This window comes from Paenibacillus sp. CFBP13512, assembly GCF_005233705.1.
Classification (GTDB): domain Bacteria; phylum Bacillota; class Bacilli; order Paenibacillales; family Paenibacillaceae; genus Saccharibacillus; species Saccharibacillus nuruki.
The window spans coordinates 1-22,588 of the sequence record NZ_QGAD01000001.1 but is presented as its reverse complement, the minus strand read 5'-3'; the positions used below and the strand labels follow the sequence as shown (position 1 = coordinate 22,588).

23 protein-coding genes are annotated in these 22,588 nt (G+C 39.1%); 15 read left to right on the top strand and 8 right to left on the bottom strand.

All coding sequences use genetic code 11. The annotated features are described in order from the left end of the window. Nucleotides 1-99: 99 nt before the first annotated feature. Nucleotides 100-702 carry a TetR/AcrR family transcriptional regulator gene (locus tag PaeCFBP13512_RS00115; RefSeq protein ID WP_137220594.1) on the bottom strand — a complete coding sequence of 201 codons (603 nt, stop codon included), beginning with the start codon at nucleotides 700-702 and terminating at the stop codon, nucleotides 100-102. Between the two features lie 156 nt (nucleotides 703-858). Here PaeCFBP13512_RS00115 and PaeCFBP13512_RS00110 point away from each other — a divergent pair, with 156 nt between their 5' ends. From PaeCFBP13512_RS00110 to PaeCFBP13512_RS00100, 3 genes are all read left to right on the top strand, one after another. Then, the gene (locus PaeCFBP13512_RS00110) at nucleotides 859-1,548 is read left to right on the top strand and encodes an SDR family NAD(P)-dependent oxidoreductase (protein ID WP_137220593.1); all 690 of its coding nucleotides are present in this window, start codon (nucleotides 859-861) and stop codon (nucleotides 1,546-1,548) included. A 242-nt stretch (nucleotides 1,549-1,790) separates the two neighbouring features. Further along, nucleotides 1,791-2,243 (top strand): flavodoxin, encoded by a 453-nt coding sequence (locus PaeCFBP13512_RS00105; protein ID WP_069328783.1) that lies wholly within the window; start codon nucleotides 1,791-1,793, stop codon nucleotides 2,241-2,243. Between the two features lie 84 nt (nucleotides 2,244-2,327). Next, a complete protein-coding gene (locus PaeCFBP13512_RS00100) occupies nucleotides 2,328-3,110 on the top strand; it encodes a hypothetical protein (RefSeq protein WP_137220592.1) in 783 nt (260 codons plus the stop codon). A gap of 238 nt (nucleotides 3,111-3,348) precedes the next feature. Here PaeCFBP13512_RS00100 and PaeCFBP13512_RS00095 read toward each other — a convergent pair whose 3' ends face one another. The 3 genes from PaeCFBP13512_RS00095 to modA form a co-directional block, all read right to left on the bottom strand. Then, nucleotides 3,349-4,200, bottom strand: a complete 852-nt coding sequence (locus PaeCFBP13512_RS00095; protein ID WP_069328781.1) for a GNAT family N-acetyltransferase — start codon at nucleotides 4,198-4,200, stop codon at nucleotides 3,349-3,351. A 157-nt stretch (nucleotides 4,201-4,357) separates the two neighbouring features. Continuing rightward, nucleotides 4,358-5,038 (bottom strand): molybdate ABC transporter permease subunit, encoded by a 681-nt coding sequence (modB, locus tag PaeCFBP13512_RS00090; RefSeq protein ID WP_069328780.1) that lies wholly within the window; start codon nucleotides 5,036-5,038, stop codon nucleotides 4,358-4,360. After that, nucleotides 5,035-5,877: a molybdate ABC transporter substrate-binding protein gene (gene modA, locus PaeCFBP13512_RS00085; RefSeq protein ID WP_137220850.1), complete on the bottom strand. Its 843-nt coding sequence runs from the start codon at nucleotides 5,875-5,877 to the stop codon at nucleotides 5,035-5,037. Before modA ends, modB begins: the two co-directional genes overlap by 4 nt. A gap of 249 nt (nucleotides 5,878-6,126) precedes the next feature. Here modA and PaeCFBP13512_RS00080 point away from each other — a divergent pair, with 249 nt between their 5' ends. Together PaeCFBP13512_RS00080 and PaeCFBP13512_RS00075 are read left to right on the top strand one after the other, a co-directional pair. Beyond that, entirely contained in the window at nucleotides 6,127-7,293 is a 1,167-nt protein-coding gene (locus PaeCFBP13512_RS00080; RefSeq protein ID WP_069328779.1) for a substrate-binding domain-containing protein, read from the top strand. Between the two features lie 29 nt (nucleotides 7,294-7,322). Continuing rightward, nucleotides 7,323-7,937: a hypothetical protein gene (locus tag PaeCFBP13512_RS00075; RefSeq protein ID WP_137220591.1), complete on the top strand. Its 615-nt coding sequence runs from the start codon at nucleotides 7,323-7,325 to the stop codon at nucleotides 7,935-7,937. A 194-nt stretch (nucleotides 7,938-8,131) separates the two neighbouring features. Here PaeCFBP13512_RS00075 and PaeCFBP13512_RS00070 read toward each other — a convergent pair whose 3' ends face one another. Next, nucleotides 8,132-8,980 (bottom strand): AraC family transcriptional regulator, encoded by an 849-nt coding sequence (locus tag PaeCFBP13512_RS00070; protein ID WP_137220590.1) that lies wholly within the window; start codon nucleotides 8,978-8,980, stop codon nucleotides 8,132-8,134. Nucleotides 8,981-9,136: 156 nt separating this feature from the next. Here PaeCFBP13512_RS00070 and PaeCFBP13512_RS00065 point away from each other — a divergent pair, with 156 nt between their 5' ends. After that, nucleotides 9,137-9,472 (top strand): antibiotic biosynthesis monooxygenase, encoded by a 336-nt coding sequence (locus PaeCFBP13512_RS00065; RefSeq protein ID WP_137220589.1) that lies wholly within the window; start codon nucleotides 9,137-9,139, stop codon nucleotides 9,470-9,472. 148 nt (nucleotides 9,473-9,620) lie between these two features. On the opposite strand, the gene PaeCFBP13512_RS00060 is transcribed toward PaeCFBP13512_RS00065, so the two are convergent. Further along, on the bottom strand, nucleotides 9,621-10,505 hold the full coding sequence (locus PaeCFBP13512_RS00060; protein WP_137220588.1) for an SDR family oxidoreductase: 885 nt from the start codon (nucleotides 10,503-10,505) through the stop codon (nucleotides 9,621-9,623). A gap of 143 nt (nucleotides 10,506-10,648) precedes the next feature. On the opposite strand from PaeCFBP13512_RS00060, the gene PaeCFBP13512_RS00055 reads away from it, so the two are divergent. The 5 genes from PaeCFBP13512_RS00055 to cydC all read left to right on the top strand — a co-directional run bounded on the left by PaeCFBP13512_RS00055 (nucleotide 10,649) and on the right by cydC (nucleotide 17,245). Next, the gene (locus PaeCFBP13512_RS00055; protein WP_241669234.1) at nucleotides 10,649-10,987 is read left to right on the top strand and encodes a winged helix-turn-helix transcriptional regulator; all 339 of its coding nucleotides are present in this window, start codon (nucleotides 10,649-10,651) and stop codon (nucleotides 10,985-10,987) included. 286 nt (nucleotides 10,988-11,273) lie between these two features. Further along, nucleotides 11,274-12,641: a cytochrome ubiquinol oxidase subunit I gene (locus tag PaeCFBP13512_RS00050; protein ID WP_137220587.1), complete on the top strand. Its 1,368-nt coding sequence runs from the start codon at nucleotides 11,274-11,276 to the stop codon at nucleotides 12,639-12,641. After that, entirely contained in the window at nucleotides 12,638-13,651 is a 1,014-nt protein-coding gene (locus PaeCFBP13512_RS00045) for a cytochrome d ubiquinol oxidase subunit II (RefSeq protein WP_193555924.1), read from the top strand. The genes PaeCFBP13512_RS00050 and PaeCFBP13512_RS00045 overlap by 4 nt, the downstream gene beginning before the upstream one ends. A 70-nt stretch (nucleotides 13,652-13,721) precedes the next feature. Then, complete coding sequence (gene cydD, locus PaeCFBP13512_RS00040; RefSeq protein ID WP_137220585.1) at nucleotides 13,722-15,521, top strand: thiol reductant ABC exporter subunit CydD; 1,800 nt, start codon at nucleotides 13,722-13,724, stop codon at nucleotides 15,519-15,521. After that, on the top strand, nucleotides 15,518-17,245 hold the full coding sequence (cydC, locus tag PaeCFBP13512_RS00035) for a thiol reductant ABC exporter subunit CydC (protein WP_137220584.1): 1,728 nt from the start codon (nucleotides 15,518-15,520) through the stop codon (nucleotides 17,243-17,245). The genes cydD and cydC overlap by 4 nt, the downstream gene beginning before the upstream one ends. Before the next feature lie 90 nt (nucleotides 17,246-17,335). Here cydC and PaeCFBP13512_RS00030 read toward each other — a convergent pair whose 3' ends face one another. Beyond that, a complete protein-coding gene (locus tag PaeCFBP13512_RS00030; protein ID WP_137220583.1) occupies nucleotides 17,336-18,277 on the bottom strand; it encodes a HEAT repeat domain-containing protein in 942 nt (313 codons plus the stop codon). Nucleotides 18,278-18,455: 178 nt separating this feature from the next. Here PaeCFBP13512_RS00030 and PaeCFBP13512_RS00025 point away from each other — a divergent pair, with 178 nt between their 5' ends. Together PaeCFBP13512_RS00025 and PaeCFBP13512_RS00020 are read left to right on the top strand one after the other, a co-directional pair. After that, entirely contained in the window at nucleotides 18,456-19,415 is a 960-nt protein-coding gene (locus PaeCFBP13512_RS00025) for an NADP-dependent oxidoreductase (protein WP_137220582.1), read from the top strand. A 178-nt stretch (nucleotides 19,416-19,593) separates the two neighbouring features. Further along, nucleotides 19,594-20,181, top strand: coding sequence for a nucleotidyltransferase domain-containing protein (locus PaeCFBP13512_RS00020; protein ID WP_137220581.1), 588 nt, complete (start codon nucleotides 19,594-19,596; stop codon nucleotides 20,179-20,181). A gap of 111 nt (nucleotides 20,182-20,292) precedes the next feature. Here the strand turns inward: PaeCFBP13512_RS00020 and PaeCFBP13512_RS00015 are convergent, their stop codons facing one another. Beyond that, on the bottom strand, nucleotides 20,293-20,817 hold the full coding sequence (locus tag PaeCFBP13512_RS00015; protein ID WP_137220580.1) for a hypothetical protein: 525 nt from the start codon (nucleotides 20,815-20,817) through the stop codon (nucleotides 20,293-20,295). A gap of 121 nt (nucleotides 20,818-20,938) precedes the next feature. Here PaeCFBP13512_RS00015 and nudC point away from each other — a divergent pair, with 121 nt between their 5' ends. Beyond that, the gene (nudC, locus tag PaeCFBP13512_RS00010) at nucleotides 20,939-21,805 is read left to right on the top strand and encodes an NAD(+) diphosphatase (RefSeq protein ID WP_137220579.1); all 867 of its coding nucleotides are present in this window, start codon (nucleotides 20,939-20,941) and stop codon (nucleotides 21,803-21,805) included. Between the two features lie 306 nt (nucleotides 21,806-22,111). After that, the gene (locus tag PaeCFBP13512_RS00005) at nucleotides 22,112-22,534 is read left to right on the top strand and encodes a hypothetical protein (RefSeq protein ID WP_137220578.1); all 423 of its coding nucleotides are present in this window, start codon (nucleotides 22,112-22,114) and stop codon (nucleotides 22,532-22,534) included. Nucleotides 22,535-22,588 lie beyond the last annotated feature (54 nt).

The window sequence follows — 22,588 nt, the reverse complement described above, 5'->3', positions numbered from 1 at the left end:
TTACCGCATTTCATTGTATAACAATAGATGAAAGGAAGCTATATTTGATTTAATAAGCAAAAAAAGAAAAATCGTTATATAAACGATTTTTTTTCCTTTTTATTGAACACTATGACCGTTGATGCTACGTATAAGATCCAAAATATTATTAAAATGAATGTTACTCAGTTGCTCAATCCATTCATCTATAGAATAATGTTCTGGTTCTTTGATCCATAAAGAGATCGCACCGACTAAGCCTGAAACCATATATTCAAGGCTAATCTGTATCTTGAGATTATCGGGAGGAGTATCAAGACCAGAGAGAATAATTTGTTTGAAATGGTCTTTAAGATAACTAGAAAAGCTAGACTCAATCTCATGAGTTAACATCGTTCTAAAGAAAACGACATGTTCTTCTAGGATAAGAAATAGACTTTTTAACGCAATCACCATAAATGAAGGATCTTCATTTTGAACATCCTCAGTATACTCAGGTAAGCAAACATTCAATAGATCGATATGTTCTATACATAATTTCTCCATCAAATCAGGTTTATCTATATAGTGCAAATAAAAAGTGTTTCGATTAATAATCGCTTGATCTGCAATATCTTGTATTGTGATACGATCATATCCTTTAGTTTGAATTAAAGTCAGAAAAGAATCTTTGATCGCTTTTCTTGTTTTGACAATACGTAAATCAATTTTAGGTTTGTTCATTCTAAATTCCTTTCTTCAAGATAATAAGCAGATTCAATACATTTGCTTATTAAATGTTAAATTGATGAATATCCACCATTGAATGCATTAAGCTTAAATTCTACAATAAAAACCATTACATGAATACAATATATGGATGGATAGAGGAGAATAGCAATGAAAACATTAGTTATTATTGGAGCAGGAAAAGGTTTGGGATTGTCATTAGCCAAACGATTTGGTAAGGCAGGATTTCAAATAGCTTTGGTCTCGCGCAATGCTATCAAGCTGCAAGAAATGATAAACGTATTAAAAGAAAATCATATAGAAGCTTCTTATTTTATAGCAGATGTATATCAAGCAGACCAAATGACAGAGGCACTTGCTAACATTAAAAACAAATACGGTTCGATTGATGTGTTGGAATTTAGTCCTACTGCTGGAAAGTATCCACCTACTTCTGTATTGGAATTAACAGCAGAGAATATCAAAGACCTATATGAAGGATATATTTTCAGTGCTATTCATGTGGTGAATACAGTAGTACAAGATATGCTTGCACGCAAAGAAGGAGCTTTACTTTTTACTACAGGATTATCAGCATTATACCCTGTGCCTATGATGGGAAATGTCGGTATTATTATGGCAGGTTTGCGAAATTATATCACTAATCTGCATACTGAATTGTCACCTAAAGGCATTTTTGTAGGTCATCGATCGTTAGGTTTATTTATCAAAGAATCAGGTAATGGCACAGTGAATGATCCAGATATAATTGCAGATATGTGGTATCAGGCTTATACAGACCAAGCAGTATGGGAAGAAGAGTATCCAAAAGGAGTTACGCCAGCAACCATACAGTATTAAAGCACGACAGAATTAAGTAATATTTTCGAATCTACAAAAATGCTGAATTCAAATGTATACACTAAAGAAGTCGCTTAATAAGCGGCTTTTTTATTTGTGTAAAAGAAACTAAGGTGAAAATATAATCGATATCAAACACACGTTAAAAGAAATAAACTAAAAATTTAAAATTCGTTGTTGACAATGAGAATCATTATCAAGTATGATCAATCCATGGAAAACATATATGCGGGAGGATTACAATGTCTAAAATATTAGTAGTGTTCGCCAGCATGACTGGGAATACAGAAGAAATTGCAGATTTGATTGCCGAAGGAATACAATCCATAGGTGGAGAGGTTGAACTCAAGCAAGCAATGGACTGTGATGCGGATACTCTTTTGGAATATGACGCAGTACTCCTTGGCGCCTATACTTGGGGAGATGGCGAATTGCCAGATGAATTCCTCGACTTTTACGAAGATATGGATCAGCTAGACCTTACTGGTAAAAAAGCAGCTGTATTTGGAAGTGGAGACACTTGTTACGAACAATTTGCAGCAGCAGTCGATATTCTTACGAACAAGTTACAAGAGCGTGGCGCAGATATCGTGTTAGAAGGGCTGAAGATCGAATTGAATCCTTCATCCGACGAGAAGGAAACTTGTCGTGAATTCGGCAAAAAATTTGCGGGCGTAGCAGTAAGCGTAGTGTAATTTAAGCTTACTTGATCACACGATCACATTAGAGTAGATGTAATTAAAGACTTCGTATGACTGGAAAGCAGGTGTTAAGCATATATGAATTATTCTACGGATCAGGCTTCACCTGTTTTGCAGGATTACAAGCTGGAAGAATGGCTACGGATGACCTATCGTACAAATGATCAGTCACTACCTACACGCCGAACGTCACGTAAGCAAGCTTCACAGATTCATTGGAAGCAACGTGTACAATTTGCGATAGGACATGCGATTAATCGTTATTACAGTATGTCACCAGAGCTTAGAGGGATTACAGATATTGGCCAGCTGGTTGATTTCCGTTGGCCCAAGCGTATCTCTTACTTCGATCATGAACAGCAGTACTGGCAGGTCAAAGATCTGGTTACGGCAAATATTCGTAAGCTTCTTGCAGCCAACGAATATGCACCTTATCCTATGATGTTGTATGAACAGCATCAGACTTTGGTTCCAGAACTGCAAACTGACTTGTCTGTTATTTTTCAAGTGGCATGGCAAGTATCTGAACAAACAGCGCAACCGGATGATGTAGCCGGACACAAGAGCCTGATTGTTCAGAAGTTTATAGTCGATGATGATCCTTATACAGCAGAAGCTTTTATTCATCTATCTTCCGTGTTTTGCCAGTCTGCTTTTGGTAGACTTCCTGAACGAATCGATATCTTTTCGATTATGGAAGGCAAGGTACAGCGTCATTATCCTTCACCGGAAAAAGTAGCTGCATCAATCGATTATCTTCATTTGCTTCAACATGTCGTACCAGGCGGAACTCAAGTCTGTGAACATTGCAGACAGAACGCTGGTGTGACATCTCTAGCTCCTTCGTGGAGCCTCATGTAGGTGGACCAAGAAACGGGTCAAAATCCCCCCATCTTTTTGACCCGGATTCTTTTCACAATATAAGTAAGACCAACGAACATACGGCTTTCCTGTTACAGGGAATAGAGATCATCTATCTTTTCGTCCCAGTCACATGATTCGATAACATAGATGATTCTCTAAGAAAAAGCGTTTATCCATGCATGGACCGGACCTCCGTGCTTGGTATAAACGCTTTTTCTGTGTTTGTATAAATGATTTAAATTTCAGGCATAGGTGGAGAATACAAGTAATAGTCTTGAATATCTTGATGCTGGAAGCCACACGATTCATACAGATAGAGCGCACGATCATTATCAGATACCACATTGAGCCAGACACTATGACCTGCCTGACTTTCAGCAAGAGCCACCTGACGCAAAGCACTACGTCCAATCCCGTGTCCACGTAATGCAGGATCGATGACGAATCCATAAATCCAACTGTGTTCTCCCTCATAATCCACTTCTATTTTACCGACCGCGATACCGGCATGTTCAATCACTAGCATTTTGCGTGTTTTGGAACGATTGGCATTGGCTAGTGTAGCTGTTGTAGAAGCTTCACTAATCGCAAATGCATCTGCATCCAGTCGTATCCACAACGGAATATCGCTATCGTTAAATGGACGTAATACCGCAGATTCAGGTTCGTCTATACGTAACGAGTTATGTTCTTTATCGAGCTTGAGCGTATATTCAATACTTTGTAGCACAACAGGTCTTGTATGTACCCATGCTTGACCTGCAACCGAATCACGAGGCACGTTTAATAACACTTGATTGGCATCGACCAATTGACCACGACTGACTGCTTGTTCCCACAATTTTGTGAATACACCCCGTCGACGATAAAGAGGATGTGTCATGCCGCATACCTCAATATTTTGTCCCATTCGGTAGATACCTAGAAAACCGATCAGTAATTTACCTTCGTAATGGAAAAAATCTTCTACACTGCCAGGCGCACGATTTTTGAGCATGTCCCAGTTTAATTTAAGCATAATATGATCTTCTTTTTCACAAAGCGCCTGTAATTCTAATATATCTGATAACTGCTGAAGTTTGAGCATAGCGGTACCTCTTTTTTCTGTATTTAATAGAAAGAGATGGAATGAAGTCGTCCCCAATCGATCTTCTTTTTGGTCAATCTATTTCTAATTATATAAGGAATATACTAGATAAAGCTATCTAAGTTTTACAAATAAAAAAAGCATCCGCAGCTACCGATCAGGCAGAACCACGAATGCGTCCAGTGACTAATAATAGAATAAATGAAATCAGAATCGTAATGATGGTTAAACTCCAAGCCAGTGGCATATTGTTAGCATCGACAGCAAAGTAAATCGCAGTTGGTAATGTCTGTGTTTTGCCTGGAATATTACCAGCTACCATTAAAGTAGCCCCAAATTCTCCTAAGGCTCTAGCAAAAGCAAGCACAAATCCAGTTACCAGTGAACGCCATGCAAGCGGTAAGATCATATACCAGAGTAATTGCAATTCACTGGCACCTTGAGAGCGTGCAGATTCCAGTACATCTTTATCTACCAGAGCGAACCCTGTTTTGAGTGTCTGATAAGCCAGTGGAAAAGAAACGACAGTTGCAGCAATAATCGCTCCAGTTGCGCTGAACACAAGCGGCTGATGAGTAAGCCATTCAGCCGCCTGACCAATCCAACTACGCCGACCCAGTATAGTCAGTAGCAAAAGACCGACAACCGAAGGAGGCAGAACCAGGGGTAACATAAATATCGTTTCAACGATTGATTTCCCTAGAAAGGTATGCCGATTCATCCACATGGCCATCACAATACTCAGTAAAAAAGCAAGCGAACCTGCTACACAAGCAATTTGCAAAGACAACAGAATAGGCGAACCGATAACGTCCCATGACCAGTTTAACGAATTCATGAACCCGCAGAAGCCTTCATAAAGCCGTGTTTGACAAAAATAGCTTGTGCTTCATCGGTCTGTAGATAGTCATAGAAAGCAGCAGCTTCTTCAGGATGAGTAGTATCTGATACGATTCCTGCTGGATATAGAATTGGATCATGACTATCAGCAGTAGTTGTCAAAGCCACCTGTACTTTATCTGAATCCATGGCATCCGTTTTGTAGACAAATCCTGCTTCAGCATTACCTGTTTCTACATAAGACAAGACTTGTTTGACATCTTTAGTCAGCACGATTTTGGATTGTAACTTGTCCCATAGCCCTGACGACTCTAACGTTTGTTTGGCATACATACCCGCAGGAACCGATTCAGGTGTACCGACAGCTAATTTTTTGATATTGTCACGAGTCAAATCTTGCAATGAAGATAATGTTAAAGCGCTATCTTTGGGTACAATAAGTACAAGATCATTAGCGAGCAGGTCTTTCTCATGCGTTTTATCAATAAGATTAGCACTGAGTAGAGCATCCATTTGTTTACTACCTGCTGAGAAGAATAGATCCGCAGGAGCGCCTTGTTCAATCTGTTTCTGTAATGTACCTGAAGCCGCAAAGTTGAATGTAAGGTTAACATTAGGATGTTGCTGTTGGTATAACGTTTGAATTTCCTGTAGACTATCCGTTAAGCTTGCAGCAGCTGAAATAGTGAGTTGTACAGGAGATTCACTGGTAGCTGTAGCATTAGTCTCAGAAGAAGGTGTAGAACCATTGGCGCTATCTGTACTGGATGTAGTTGTCGTGGACGAACAAGCACTAAGTATTAAGATCAGACCTAACAGAAGCGCAGGTAGATCCATCCGGGAAGTAGAAGTATGATTTCGATGTGAAAATAAAGAAAGTATAGATTTCAACACATATTCCTCCTTAAAGTTATAATACCACTATGTATTATACTGAATAGTATATATTAGATCATACTAAATCATTCTAATTATATCTAGTTATAATTAAACATCATATTGAATTGGATATAGTGCGATTGTTTAAATTGAAAACTCATATCATCCACGTTAAGATAAATGTATCTTGTTAGGGAGGAACCACCTATGAATGAGCAGGTGTCATACACAACCGAAGAAATTGCCAAATTACTTAAAGTCTCTAAATTAACCGTTTACGATCTGATCAAAAAAGGCGATCTACCCGCTTATCGTGTAGGCAAACAAATGCGAGTGGATCATTATGATCTAGAAACGTATAAACAAAAAGCGAAAAATGGAATGATTCGTGAAAATCGAGAAAATGCGGGACAGCTTCATATGACAGCAACCCCACTAAATAGCATATTGCCTACTTCGTCCTCGGAGCCGTCAGAAGTGTCTCCGCTTCAGCCTGGCATCGGGAATATTCCACATATTGATTATCAAGATCATACGCCTGATCCAGACGCTACAGTGACACCTGAATTTGTGCATGCAGCTTATGCACGTCCAGAAGAAATTTTGCGAAATACAGGCACGATGAACCCGATTACTCAAGAACCGATCACTCCACCGACGACTGGCAAAACGATTGTGATTACAGGGCAAGATACCAGTCTGGATATTCTAGCTCGTTATATGGAAAAAGAAGACAATCGTTATCGTCCGCTTCGTTCTTTTGCCGGAAGTATGGATAGTCTAGTATCGATGTATATGGGAAATTCAGATATTGTCAGTACTCATTTATTTGATGGGGATACAGGAGATTATAATTTACCGTATATTCGTAAAATGCTTGTCTCGCATCCATGTACAGTGATTAATCTAGCTTCAAGGCGTGCAGGATTGTATGTGGCTAGAGGAAATCCAAAAGATATTCGTTCATGGCAAGATTTGGCTCAAAATGGAATAACGATTGTGAATCGAGAACGTGGAGCAGGAGCACGTGTATTATTGGATGAACAATTACGATTGAATGGGATTCGTACTTCTCAATTACAAGGATACACGCAAGAAGAATCTTCTCATATTGCTGTGGCAGGTAAAGTAGCAAGCGGTCAAGCAGATGTAGGGGTAGGAAGTGAGAAAGCCGCTGCATTGGTCGGAGTGGAATTTATTCCATTGACAGTAGAACGATATGATCTGGTTATTTTAAATAAAGTAGAAAATGCAGAGTGGATCGCTACATTAAAAAGAATATTGTCATCCGATGATTTCAAACGTGAATTACAAGCGATCGGTGGATATGATCTATCCCGCACCGGAGAGATTTTGTACGCTAGCGAATATTAATACATTTACCTATAAAGGAGTGAGCAGGCATGAAAGACAAAGTTAAAGGATTAGTATTAGGTATAACGATCGGTTCATTATTGACAGGTACAGGTGTAGCGATGGCAGCTAATACAACCAGTATTCAAGTGGCTTTTAAGCAAGTAGGGTTATACATCGATCAAGTTAAAAAGTCAGATGCTAATGTCATTATTTATAAAGGCACTACGTATGTACCGGCAAGAACGATGAGTAATGCAATGAGCAAAGATATTCGTTTGTCCAATAATAATTTGTATATTGGAAGCAATCAGACAAATAGTACAGGTTCATCGTCATCTTCTAATTCGACGACTACACCTACTCCGACGATACCGACTCCAAGTGTACCTACAGTGCCAACCACACCTAATTCAAATTCCAATACGGCGACTGGTACATCAGCAGTCAGCAGAGCACAAGCGATTCAACTGGTCAAAGATAAATATAAGTTAAATGGTTCTTCATATCTGTTGACAGATGTAGATCATGAGGAAGATGATATGTATGTTGTCCATGTGTATGAAGATGTGGTCGATGATGAAGCTACAGGAGAAGGTCATACATCTACATATGGCTGGTATTATGTAAATAAAAATACAGGTGAAATTACCTCAATGTTCTAAATAGATCTGTACTATCATAAAAATACCAAAGCAAAAAGCTGTAGATCGTTGGAATACGAGCGATCTACAGCTTTTTTATAATGATTTGCAATTCTTTTTGTATAAATCATTCATACTATGAATCAGTAAAAGGGGCTTGCAACGACCAGTTGAATAAAAGATAAATATATTGGAATATACTCAGCCATTACCTGCTAGTTTTTAATTGGAATCCAGATCTGCGGAGCAACGTTAGGACCACCGTATACTTCCAGTTCAGGCAAGTATGCATGTTCATAAGAATTAGAAGGAAACCATTCTGAAATAATCTGTTTCCAGAGATTTTGCATACTTGCTGGCATCGGACCTTCCACTTCAAATACGCTCCATTTGGAAGCAGGAATCTGTAAGTGGGATAATCCTTCTGGAGTATCTCCATTGTAAGCAGTAGCAATCCAGTATTCCATTTGTTTATCTTGAAGTTCACTTTGATCAACACAGACACCAAGTATTCCTGAGATCGCTCCATTGTTGAGTTCAAATAACTGATCTTCAATACCATCATGATACGCTTTTTGCCACATTTTTGGAATTTTACGTAGATTTTCTCCATCTTCATAAGAGAATGTTTGCTTGATACCTACTAATGAAAATCCCGGGTGCTCTATAATTTTGTAATTCATCGGTTCGACTCCTTTTAGATTTACTTGAATCACCAAGCGATTGTAAGACTTAAGCGAGGTACTATGCTTGCGGGTTTCACTAGGGGCAATCCCATGTTGTCTACGGAACGCTTTGGAAAAAGATTCAGGTGTATCGTAGCCATATTTATGTGCCAGATCAATAATTTTGTGATCGCTATGTACCAGTTCATGAGCGGCTAGAGTTAATCTTCTTCGTCTCAAGTATTCGGCAACGGTCACATCGGTTAACAACGCAAAGTTACGCTGAAAATAAAAAGGCGATAGATGAGCTTGATCTGCAATGTGTTGAATCGTAATCGGTTCTAACAAATGTTCTTCCATATAATTAATCGCATGTTGTAAAGATTCGATCCAGTTCATAGTAGTTATTCACTCCTTGGTGTTTATTATAAGTCAAAAGTTCAAGCTAATCCTGTCATTTTATGCGTCAAATTGTCAGGTGAATATAGTTGTTTTGACAATGATAATGATTATCATTTATAATAAAAGAATAAATGGTTTGAAGGAGGTTTAACAATGTTTGCAATTATGCGTAGTATTACAGTCACAGAAGGTAACTCTCATCAAGTCGTAGAACGTTTTAACCAAGCCGGTATTTTGGAAGAACAGCCTGGATTTGTTGATTTGAATATTATGGTGAAGCAGACTCGTAAAGGGGAAGAAGAAGTGGTTCTTTTATTCCGTTGGGAGTCTGAAGAAGCATGGAAGAACTGGGAGAAAAGCGATGCTCATGTACAAGGACATCGCCAAAAAGCAGGTCAAACTAAGCCCGAGTATGTTGTTGATTCGACAAATGCCAAATATGATATCAAAGCGATCAAAACAGGAACATCCAATATCACCAAATCTTAATGTCTGCTAGACTACCTTTATAGTATAAAAATATGCAATAGAAAAGGGATGAACGACGATAACACGTCGTTCATCCCTTTTTGTTGTGCCTTTTGAATAATATTAAAAGACATTGTGATTATAATCCGTTATTCTAAGGGTAGCTTGTTTAAGCCTGAAGAATAGATTGTATATGCGGTTGTTGCAACCAATCTTTGAGTGAAGTCAGTTGAAGATCAGGTACGATGACACGATCCTCCACATTATAGTAGTTCAAAGAATCTACATTTTCTCCAATCCAACGATAAAAATTAGCAATACCTGTAGCTTGTTGAGCACCCATTACAGGGGTGAGCGAAGCTTGAAAGTCATCATAATTTAGAGACTGGAAAGTGATATCTTTTCCCAAAGCTTGTGCAAACTTATGCCCCAGTTCTTCACCTGTCAATGCTTCTGGCCCAGGAGCTAAAAGAGTATGACCTGCTAATTCAGGATGATTTAATGCATAATAATGATATTGAGCGGCGTCTTCAGAACTGATCCACGGAATAGGCTTGTCCGCAGGGACAGGATAGAAAAGCATGCCTTGATTGATGAGTCCTGGAATTAAAAAGTTTTCCATATACAAAGTAGGTTTTACCAAAATAGTCGGAATACCGCTTTGCTGTACGTATTGAATCATTTCGCGCTTAACTTCTAACGTTGCAGTGGCTGTAGGCTGTTCTGGCAAAAATCCATTCGAATTCACAACGATTAGTTGTACATTAGCTTGCTGAGCCGCTTGTACTGCATTGGTAATCTGTTGCTTCATTAGTTCTGTATCATACTCAATCGGCATATTTAAAAATATTTTATCTACATTGCTATTTGCTTCATGTAAAGTCTCTAATACAGACAAATCTCCAACAAATGCTTCTATTCCTTGTTCCTTCAAAGTCGCTACATTTTTTTCTTGGCGAGTAAGTGTGCGAACAGTAATTCCTTTAGATGTTAATAATCTAGCGACAGCTCCACCTTGTACACCTGATGCTCCATAGACCAAAATTGTTTCCATATATAAAACAGCTCCTTATCATCAGTTCATTTGTTCAACATCGAACGAAATGTTATATTTATCATAATCAAGTTACACACTTTATGTAAGTACGCACATGTAAGATATCAGGTATCTTTAAGGATACTGTTGGAGGTAAATCAATGGAAATGAAGGTAACGGAAATTAAATTAATGGAAAATTGTAAATCATGTCCTGTAGAATTTGCAATCAATACGATTGGTGGGAAATGGAAGATTTTGATTGTATATCAGTTACTGCAAAACGATAAAATTCGATTCAATGAACTTCAAAGAGCACTTTCTACCGTGACACATCGTACACTTACACGCCAATTGCGTGAATTGGAAGCAGATGGATTGATACACCGAGTCGCTTATGCTGAAATGCCTCCTCGTGTGGAATACTTTCTAACAGACAAAGGAAAAACGTTGACTCCGATTTTATTACAACTACAAGAATGGGGTCTACAACATATGTAAGACTGTTGAAAATTATATTGATCAGGCAAAGTCGCTAACTTAGCGGCTTTTTTTGCGTGTTCAGGATACGATCTTTTGTCATTAAAGGGATAAGCCAAATAACACAATAGCCCATTCGAGTATTTTCGCTATTTTTCACTAACTTGTCAGAAAGATATGTTCCTTCTTGGAACGATTAGGGACAAAAATGTGACTGTGATTGAATTGGTCGAAAATTAGAATACAATAATTTTAACTATCAAGACGTGCAGTCACTTGATCTATTTTGAAAGGGGGCAATACAGGTATGGAAATCGATACGGTGTTATGGAGCAGACTTGTAACAGGGTTAACGCTCGGATTCCACGTTATTTTTGCAACACTGGGTGTAGGGATACCGCTCATGATTGCAATAGCAGAATGGATGGGTATCCGTAAGAAAGATCAGCATTACATACTTATGGCAAAAAGATGGTCACGAGGATTTGTGATTTCAGTAGCAGTGGGTGTGGTCACAGGTACAGCGATATCGCTACAGTTGGCGCTCGTATGGCCTAACTTTATGAAATTAGCCGGCAATGTGATTGCATTACCTTTATTTATGGAAGTATTTGCATTCTTTTTTGAAGCTATTTTCTTAGGCATCTATTTGTACACATGGGATCGCTTCAAAAATCCGTATATTCATTGGTTACTGACTATTCCGATTGTAGCTGGAGCAGGCATGTCTGCTGTATTTATTACAACAGTGAATGGATTTATGAATGCACCGGGTGGATTTGTGATGGAAGCCGGGCAATTTATAGCTGTCAATCCTGTACAAGCGATGCTCAATACAGCGACATTTTCTAAAGTATTCCATGTATTAAGTTCAGCTTATCTAACAGGTGCTGCGTTATTAGCCGGCATTGCTGCTTTTGCGATGTTAAGAAAAGGCGTATCTGCTTATCATAAAAAAGGCTTAAATCTGATGATGGCTGTTGTTTTACTATTTAGTCTGTTGAATACATTAGCAGGCGATGTATCCGCTAAGTTCTTGGCAGAGCATCAACCTGAGAAATTAGCAGCAGCAGAATGGCATTTTGAAACAGAACGCGGAGCAGACTTGGTTCTGTTGGGGTGGTTGAATGCAGAGCATGAGATTATAGGAGCACTTCATTTACCCAAAATTCTTAGCTTTTTAGCATTTGGCGACTTCAATGCAGAAGTTACAGGGCTGAATGAATTCCCTATCGATGAACGTCCACCTCTTTTGGTACATTATTTATTTGATTCGATGGCAGGGATCGGATTTACGTTGCTGATGATCTCCAGTCTTTATTTCGTATTGTTATTCTGGAAAAAGCGCAATGAATTGAATAAGTGGATGCTTCGTATTATTGCACTATGCGCACCGCTAGCATTTCTAGCTGTCGAAATGGGATGGTTCTACGCAGAGCTTGGTAGACAGCCTTGGATTATTCGAGGATATATGAGAGTCGAAGAAGCAGCGACATCTTCACCGAGTATCCGCATTTTGTTTTTTGTATTTTTACTTCTCTATATCGTACTTGGCACAATATGTGTTCTTGTATTAAGACGATTGTTCAATAATAATCCTGCTGAACTTGAGATGGAGAAATGGCTGAAAGAACAGCCTGAGCCACCAAGCGAGAAAGGTGGGCCTTTATCATGAGTTATGAATTGATTGGGATCTCGGTGCTATGGCTATTTTTGTACGGATATTTAATAGTCGCTTCGATTGATTTTGGAGCAGGTTTCTTCGCTTTTTATGCACGCTTAACCAAGCAAGATCATTTAATTAACCGCTTGATCTCCCGTTATTTATCACCTGTCTGGGAGATTACCAATGTATTTTTTGTCTTTTTCTATATTGGTATTGTCGGATTTTTTCCAGATACGGCTTATTATTACGGGTCAGCATTACTGGTTCCAGGAAGTATTGCGATCGTTCTTCTGGCTATTCGAGGCTCGTTCTATGCTTTTGAAAATTATGGTTCCAAAAACAACATCGTTTATCTCTTTTTGTATGGTGCGACAGGATTGCTGATTCCCGCTTCATTATCGGTAGCACTAACTTTGGCTGAAGGTGGATTTATCCTCAAGCAAGGAGACGTTGTTTCTCTGGATTATTGGGCATTATTCACGAATCCATTATCTTGGAGTATTGTAGGGCTTGCGATTGTGTCAGTGTTGTTTATCAGTGGTACATTTCTAACCTTTTATGCTTCACGTGCAGAAGATGAGTCCGCATTGAAGCTAATGCGAGGGTACGCTTTGTTTTGGAGTACACCTACGATTGTGCTAGCTTTAACAGCATTTATTTATCTTGGTCAACACAATGAACGACATTTTCAGAATATGATGGATCTATGGTGGTTACTTGCGCTATCTGTTGCTTTCTTTATGATCGCTATGTGGCTTTTATACAATGGACGTCGTTACGGCTTAGCGTTTATTTGTATCATGTTACAATTTTTCTGCGCCTTTTTCGCTTATGGTATTGGGCAGTATCCATATATTCTTGATCCATACATTACGATTCAGAGCAGTGCCACTTCGCCATCTATGGGCTTTGCACTTGTAGTGGTATTTATTGGAGGACTATGTCTGTTGATTCCTTCACTGATTCTGGTATTTAAGCTGTTCTTATTTGATGCAGATTATGTAAAAGGAAAGAAATAACACTTGTGAATGGATAATGGCATATGAGGAGATTCCTTGTATGCCTTGATGGATAAAGGAGGATAATGCAATGAGTAGAACATCCGGTCTCATCAGTGAACAAATGTCGTTGCAACGGAAAAATAGGACTCTCCTTGCTATGATTTCGTTGGTACTAGGTATCACGATGATCGCTCAAGCGGTATTGCTTGCTGAAGTAGTACAGCGAATTTTTGTAGAAAAAGCTTCTTTCTCATCCGTAATCACACTGCTCGGTCTGTTGCTTGCAGTGATGGTTATACGTACATTACTGTTTTATAGCAATGGCAAAGTAGGCTTACATATGGCTGCCCGTGCCAAAACCAATATGCGATCTGCTGTCTTACAAAGTCTGATCTATACTTCGATGCCAAGCACTCTTCGTGGACAGACCGGTGGAAAAGTCAGTATCGCTCTGGATGCTGTAGATGAAGCCGATCAGTATTTTAGCCAATATATGCCTCGAATGATGGAAGCGGCTATGATTCCCATTCTGATTCTAATCGTTACATTTTACCTCCATTCCAATACAGGTTGGATTCTGTTGTGTACTGCACCATTTATTCCTTTATTTATGATTTTGGTAGGTCTCAAAACGAAAAATAAGTCTGAAGAAAAATATACACAACTCGCTGAATTTTCAGGTACTTTTCTAGACTCGCTTCAAGGGCTTGTTTCTTTAAAAATATTCGGACGAGCTAATCATCAGCAACAAGAAATCGAACGTAGCAGTCTAGGGTATCGTGATGCGACGATGAGTATTTTGAAGATTGCTTTTACCAATACCTTTATGCTGGAATCGATTGTGATGTTAAGTATAGGCATTGTAGCGCTGGAACTGGCTCTGCAATTGCTGGTGTTCAAATCCATGGCATTTCACACGGCTTTTCTTATTCTACTATTGATTCCTGAGTTCTATAGTCTGTTAAAAAATACAGGTACTGCTTTTCATAGTGGGCGTACAAGTATGGGAGCTATCCGCAAAGTCGATCAGATGCTTGCTGAATCACAGATAACAAATGAACTAGAAGACATCGGGCAATCAATAAGTGCTTCTAATCAGCAGATTACGAAATCCCAAGATATATCAACCACTTTAGATCAATCTACACCTTTATCCATTGAACTGGAAGATGTTCATTTTCACTATGGTACTGATTCTTTTGAAATTCAGACTGGCAACATTTCTTTTCAAGCTGGAGAACATATTGCTATTGTGGGCAAAAGTGGATCAGGTAAAACAACATTGCTACATTTGATTGCTGGCTTGCTAAAGCCTACTTCAGGAGAAGTATTGGTGAATCGAAAAGTATTATTGGAATCTCAACAATCGGCGTGGTTCAGACAGGTTAGCTATATAACACAGCATCCTTATATTTTTGCAGGGACAATTGCTGAAAATATCTCGATCGGTGCAGGTAGACAGGTTTCAACAGCTGAGATTGAACAGGCGGCTGAAGAAGCAGGGCTGACGGTACTTATTGATCAGTTGCAACAAGGGTTGGAGACTGTGATTGGAGATGGCGGTAGAGGACTCTCAGGGGGAGAAAAGCAACGACTTGCGCTAGCCCGCGCTTTTCTCAAACGACCTACTATTATTTTATTCGATGAACCTACGGTAGGGTTGGATCTGCATACCGAGCAGGTACTTCAGCGTTCGATTGCACTATTGTCTCAAACCGCAACTATGATTACAGTCGCTCACCGATTGTATACGATTCAAGATGCGGATCAAATTGTATTTATGGACCATGGTGCAGTCGTAGATACGGGACGTCATGATGAACTTATAGATCGTCTACCTTTATACGCTGAAATGGTAAATGTTCAACAAAAAGGAGGTATAGCATGAATGAGTTAGCTATCATGTCCAAAGCGATGTTGCAAGAACGCAAAGATATTATCCTTTCTATACTGGGTGGATTTATTGCAGGTATCGCCGGAGTCGCTCTATTCTCGGCAAGTGGATATATGATCTCGCAGACTGTATTTGCGCCCCCGTTATATACGTTGATTATTATTACATCTATGGTTAAGCTGTTAGGTCTGCTTCGCGCAGGAAGTCGTTATGCAGAACGATTGTATTCACATCGAGCTACATTTTCTATGCTTAGCCGATTACGTACTGCTTTCTTTGCAAAGCTTATTCCAATAACGCCTGGCATATTAAACAAAAATCGGAGCGGTGATCTACTGGCACGCATCGTAGGCGATGTAGAAAGCTTACAAAACTACTTTTTGCGTGTAGCATATCCGCCTATTATTGTCGTGCTCGTATTTTTGGCAACGATGATATTTACGTCTACTTTTTCATTTTGGATTGCTGGTTTATTTGTAGTAGGAATGCTATTAACAGCTTTGGTGGTACCATCCATCGTATTATTCGGACAACGCAAAATCAATGGACGTGTTCGCGAAGAGCGAGCTTTATTTTCTACAGAAGTAACCGAAGTATTGTACGGTTTTCGAGATTTGAAAATTTATGGACAATTGATACAGCGTGAACAACAGCTTCAACAAACTTCTGCTACGTTAACAGAAGAACAACAAAAAGCAGCCGAGAATCTTCTACGTGGACAAGCGATGCATACATTTGTAACGTATCTTATTTCGTGGGGAGTGCTAGGACTAGGGGCTTTTTTAATTATCGATGGAGCACTTGCAGGCGTATTTCTAGCAATGCTTATTATGGCTTCACTTACCGTTTTCGAAGAAGCAGCGGCGATGGCTACATTACCAGCGTACAAGCAAGATAGTGAACATGCCGCAAAACGTCTACAAGAAACAGTAGGCAGTTCGGCATCTCTACTTGCACCATCGCTAAGAATAGAGTCAGATGATCAAGCCATCTCGATTGATCTGAATCAGGTGACTTTTCAATATGAAGACGAATGGAGACCTGCACTACAAAAGGTATCGTTACATTTAGATACAGGTTCCAAAACAGCGATTGTCGGTCCAAGCGGATCAGGCAAATCCACATTGATCGACTTGTTGCTCAAGCTTCGTACCCCTACAGCTGGCGATATACGATTAAATGGTGTAGCTCTGAAGGAACTGGATGAGAACAGTATTTGGCAGAACGCGAATGTGGTATTACAACAAGGGCACTTTTTTAGAGGAACCATTCGTGACAATCTATTATTAGACAATAAAGAATATTCGGATGAGCACTTATTACATGTACTGCATCAGATGCAACTCCCTCATATTTTATTAGATGATATCGTCTATGAAAAAGGCGAAAACTTATCAGATGGAGAGAAACAGCGACTGGCTCTAGCACGTGCAATGTTGCGCAAAGGGAGGCTATGGCTTCTCGATGAACCGACATCATCACTTGATTACGTGACAGAACAATCTGTTTTACAACAGATTTTGGCACACAGCGCTGAAGACACGTTGCTTCTGATCGGGCATCGTCTTACTGGATTGGAAAAGATGGATCAGATTGTGGTGATGGATCAAGGAAAGATTGTAGAAATCGGTTCATATGCAGAACTTATGGATAAAAAGGGATACTTTTATGAAATGAAGAAAGTGGAGTGGCAAATGATCGGGGAAGTGGCTATATAAAAAAATTATCCTTTTCTCAAGTAATGTGTAAAGAAGTCATAATTTCTTGAGAAAAGGATATCAATAAGTAGCCAATAAGTAACTACAATATTACTCGGGCAATAATTCGTCGAGCCACTTTTGCTCATATTCAAACAGATTATCATACTTGGTGGTTCTGATTTCTTGTAACCATTTCACAACATCAGGATCGTCGCTAGCCACACGATGGAGAAAAGATATACCATACATCAACTCACTTGTAGGATGTTGTCTACTTGCACGAGGTCTAGAAACGATAGATTTAACTCGTTTAAGAACTAGCTTGACTTGAGAAGGAGTACCATGTTTGGCAATAGCCTGCATAGCATTCCATTTGACAGAAGAGGATAAGTCTTTGGCTAAATGATGTTCAAAAATAGATAGATAATGCTTACCGTCAAATGCAGATAAGATATGAATACATAATGCACGAATATCCACTTTGTTGGAACGCAAATGAGGAACCAGATAAGGAGCGGCAATATATAGGTTTGCATCCTGAATAGCCAGAAGGATATAAAATAAATCAAGATGGTTTTTGGATATCGATAATAGTTCAATAAGGCGTTCACCAACAACTTCACGATCACAATGACCTAATATTTCGATAGCATTATGACGTACTGAAGCTTTTTTGGCATAAGACAAAGATAAGAATGGCGTAGCGTCTGGAACAAAGGGCACATAGGTAAAGGTGTGCAAAAGCATCATTTGTTCACGAGGAGGGATAGATTGGAAATACAATAACATTTTGTCTACCGCTCGTGTGCCTTGAGTATGACGTGCAAGATGGCTCCATATAAAAAAGAGATGTTTACGATCATCTACATGGGTCGTCTGTGTCCATACCGTGTCTACGATATCAATCCAATGTTCTTCTTTCAATTGCTGGGCTTCTTTGCGAGCTTTCCACCCTACACTATCGCCCGAACTTCTTACAGCTTGGCCATGTTCATCGGTTTTTACACTCATTCGATAGACTAGATCCTGTATGTAATCGATATGTTCCATGAAATAACCTCCTTTAAAATACATACTTCAAGTATACGTCAAATGGAGATCCATCGTGTATATCTTATTGTTCATTGTATTACATCAAAGTTAAGCGTAAGATAAACCTAATGAGCAAATATTTGTAAGCGCTTATTTATTGGAATGTGCTACTCAAAAAACCAAAGAGGTGTTCAATATGCCAGCTCCAGAAATGATGCACGCGATAAGAGTTCATGCTTACGGCAATAGTGAAAAAATGCACTATGAGAATGTGCTAATGCCAAAGATTGAAGCGGATGAAGTATTGATTAAAGTTTCAGCGACAGCTTTTAATCCATTGGATCATCTGATTCGAATGGGTGTCGTGCAAGAAACATTTCCTCATAAATTACCTTATATTCCGAATGTAGAAGTATCCGGTACGATTACTGAGATCGGTAAAGGAGTGAAGAATCTGAAAGTAGGCGAACCTGTTTTTGCTTTACTGAATATTCTATCTAATGGTGCAGCTGCCGAATATGTGGCGACCAAAGCAGAATATGTGGCTGTAGCACCGAAAAAGATCAAGCTTCCAGAAGTTGCTGCAATGCCAGTAGGGGCGTTAACCGCATGGCAAGCGTTATTCGATCACGGTCAGCTTGAAAGTGGGCAACGTGTCTTGATCGCTGGAGCCGCAGGTGGCGTGGGTACATTAGCGGTGCAATTAGCCAAATGGAAAGGTGCGCATGTGATCGGTACCGCATCTGAAGCCAGTTTCCCGATGCTCAAAGAAATCGGAATCGATGAACTGATCGACTACAATCAAGAAATGGTCGAAGAACGGATCGAAGACAAGCTGGATCTTATTTTCAACCTTTCTCCAGAGGGTTCTAATGAAGTCAGCAACTGGCTTCACTTATTGCGTGAAGGCGGAACACTCGTCTCGATAACAAGCCCGGCAGATGGAAAAGTAGCTAAAGAGTTAAACGTAAATGTAGTCCATATGAATGTACAACAAAGCGGAGAACAATTGGCTCATATTGCGAAGCTTGTCGATGAAGGTGTACTCAAACCTGTCATTGCTGAAAAAGTAAAACTTAAAGACCTCGCAGAACTGCATCATCGTGCAGAAGTAGGAACCGTTCGCGGTAAAGTGTTAATTACTGTAGGAGAGTAAGACATACTGATGGTAGCTCAAATACTTAAAAGTATCCCCTTTGAATCTAAAGGGGATTTTATTAGGTTGTAGTAATATATAAAAATAGAGTTTGAGCTTACTTAATAAAGTTATCAAAATCAGACACGTTCGTATTACATACATACTACATACCCAAAATAAAGGAGCAATATCAACTATGGATATCGACAACTGGCAACCACTCACTGTAGAAGAAGTAAGCTTGTTATTGAAAGACATTTCGATTCCTTGGGGCATTGCAGGCGGATGGGCACTTGACTTACATATAGGGAGACAGACTAGACAACATAAAGATATAGATATAATTGTATTTCGCCATGATCAGCAAGAAGTGTATTCCTATTTATCGCAGGACTGGATATTATACAAAGCTTACAAAGGGACTTTAGAGATTTGGGAAGGAGAACCGTTAGAGCAAGTGAATGATATCTGGATGAAAAAAGGAGAAACATCTGCATGGGCATTTCAGTTCATGTTCGTAGACCAAGTAGAGGAATATTGGATATACCGCAGACATCCTTCGATTCGCCGAAAAGCCAGTGACATTTTCCTAACGACTCAAGAGCCTATTTGCTATCTTCGACCAGAGATTCAGCTTCTCTACAAAGGAGGCAGTTCGGTGATTCGAGAAAAGGATGATCTGGATTGGCAGACCATATTGCCCTATTTAACTATAGAGGAAAAGGAATGGTTAGTATCGGGGTTGAAAGGACAATTTCCAGAAGGACATCGTTGGACGGAATAATCCCGAAAAATGATTGCATGTCTTCTTCATACTTATACTGTAGGGATACTTTGTTTTTCAAAGGATAACTAAAGAATAGATAAGATCGGTTTGCATACGATCAACAAAGACTTAATCGATCGTCACTAGATGCCATTCACTTTTGCTATTTTTCATAAAATAAAAGAATAGTGTCGCTTGCTGGACTTTGTCGTCGCCTTGTAATTGACGGATACCATTAACGGGTACAATCATTCGTTCATCTTCAATATATGCGGGAGCGATATCCCTAAACTGGGTAGTATGCTCCATTACATAAGCGAGTGCTGCGCCTACATCGGAGCCAAATACCTGATCTAATGCTTCCTGATCATGGTTCACTATCGCATCTACTGCGGTATGTAGTTCGGCAATCATCTCATTGGATAGTAACTTATCATGCACCTGCTCCCAGTCAATCTCATCTGAACTTGCACGCAAACCAGTATTCTTTTGCACTGGATCGCTCGAATGTGCTTCTTCTGCTGGAATCTGCTTTTCTTTACTGGTCAATGATGGATTGTTCTGTTCTGGTATAGAAGATGAGCCCTGATTACAGGCTGATAATAGTAAAGCTACACTGGTAAAGATTGCAACTGTATATTTTATTTTGCTCATGTATAGATACATCCTTTTCCCAGATAATGTAGAGATTTGTAGATTGACGTTTGATCCATTCTGTTCTTAGGGTAAACTTAATGATGTACAACATATCACAAATAACGTAAAAAGTACGCACATGAAAGGTTCTGATTCCATGCAACCGACCATTGAAAGCATTTATAAACGATATAGTCCTGCACTTCGACCTACAGAGCAGGAAAACTCGATAGGGTACTGGTTTATCTTTCGTGGGAACCAACTACTTGTTCATGAAACAGGCGACCTACTAGCCGTTCCGGTTGGAGATCGTCTGGACAAGTATGGATTAATATCTAGCCGCACACTCTATCTCGGTTCGATCGAAGGTGCTTCCTGTTATACCGCTGAAGTCGCAGAAGACAGTACCGTACCAGAAGGTATGGCTTTTCTACCTCTTTTTGCCCTATATGACCGAATTGATGAAGATTTGTTCCATGTGGCTGGACGTGGTCTGCAAATGCTGTTTTGGGATGCAACGAACCAGTTCTGCGGACGCTGTGGCAATCCGCTGAATCATGCAGATCATGAACGTAGCAAAGTTTGTCCAAATTGCGGATTGTCCCATTATCCTCGTCTATCACCCGCTGTGATTACAGTTATTTTAAAAGGTGATCAGATTCTGCTTGCTCGTGCAGGTCATTTTCCAAATAATATGTACGGTCTGATCGCAGGCTTTGTAGAACCTGGAGAGACACTAGAAGACTGTGTACAACGGGAAACGATGGAAGAGATCGGCATCAAGATCAAAAATATTCGCTATTACGACAGTCAACCGTGGCCATTCCCACATTCACTCATGATCGGCTTTATCGCTGAATATGATAGTGGTGAGATTCAAGTCGATGGTGAAGAGATTGTCGAAGCTAAGTGGTTCCGTGCGGATGAACTCCCTAATATTCCACCGCGAGTCAGTATTGCACGTAAGATGATTGACTGGTATGTAGAAGAATATAAAGCTAGATAACATGTAAAAAGTAGCAGCTCTCCGGCATCGATGCGAATCCGGTAGTCTGCTGCTTTTCTATTTTCACTTTTGCTTACTATAGTCTATATTTGTGCTGAATAAAACTAGGGAGACATCTTATCTAATATGTATCATGATTTCTCTATTGAACTGTAGAGGAAAAAGAATAGATAGTATCGGGGTTGAAAGGACAATTTCCAAAAGAGTATCCATAGTGAAAAGTATAAAATATTAAAAGTTAAATATTTACTTTTTTGTATATAATAATTACTATGAAATTATATATTCAATTAAGGAGTGAAGCAAATGGATCAAACAATTAAACTTGCTTTAGCAAAAATTTTAGGTGAAATTTATCGTATTCAAAAAAGATTACCTGAAGATACATGCAACGTAAATGATTCAACTATTTTTGGGCTTTTAAATGGAATGGAAAATGTAATTGATACACAATTGGGTAATTTAGAAGTTATTAGTAATAGACAAATTGAGCATGTTTCGAATATACTAAACCGTTATCATTTAGATCAAAATAAGTTAAATAATTTTACAGGCTTTTATGAAATTGAAGATGAGCTTGAAGCTGGTGGAGTAGACCGTATGACAGCTATCCAAATTATTACTATGTTTAATGCTGAAAATAGATTTACTGAAGTGATTCAAAGAATGGATACAAGTGGTTCTCCTGGAGAATGTAGAAGATTTAATATTCCTTCCTATGATTGTTAATCATTATTGAAAATTTTCATATACTTATTTCAATATTAGAAATAAGTATATGAT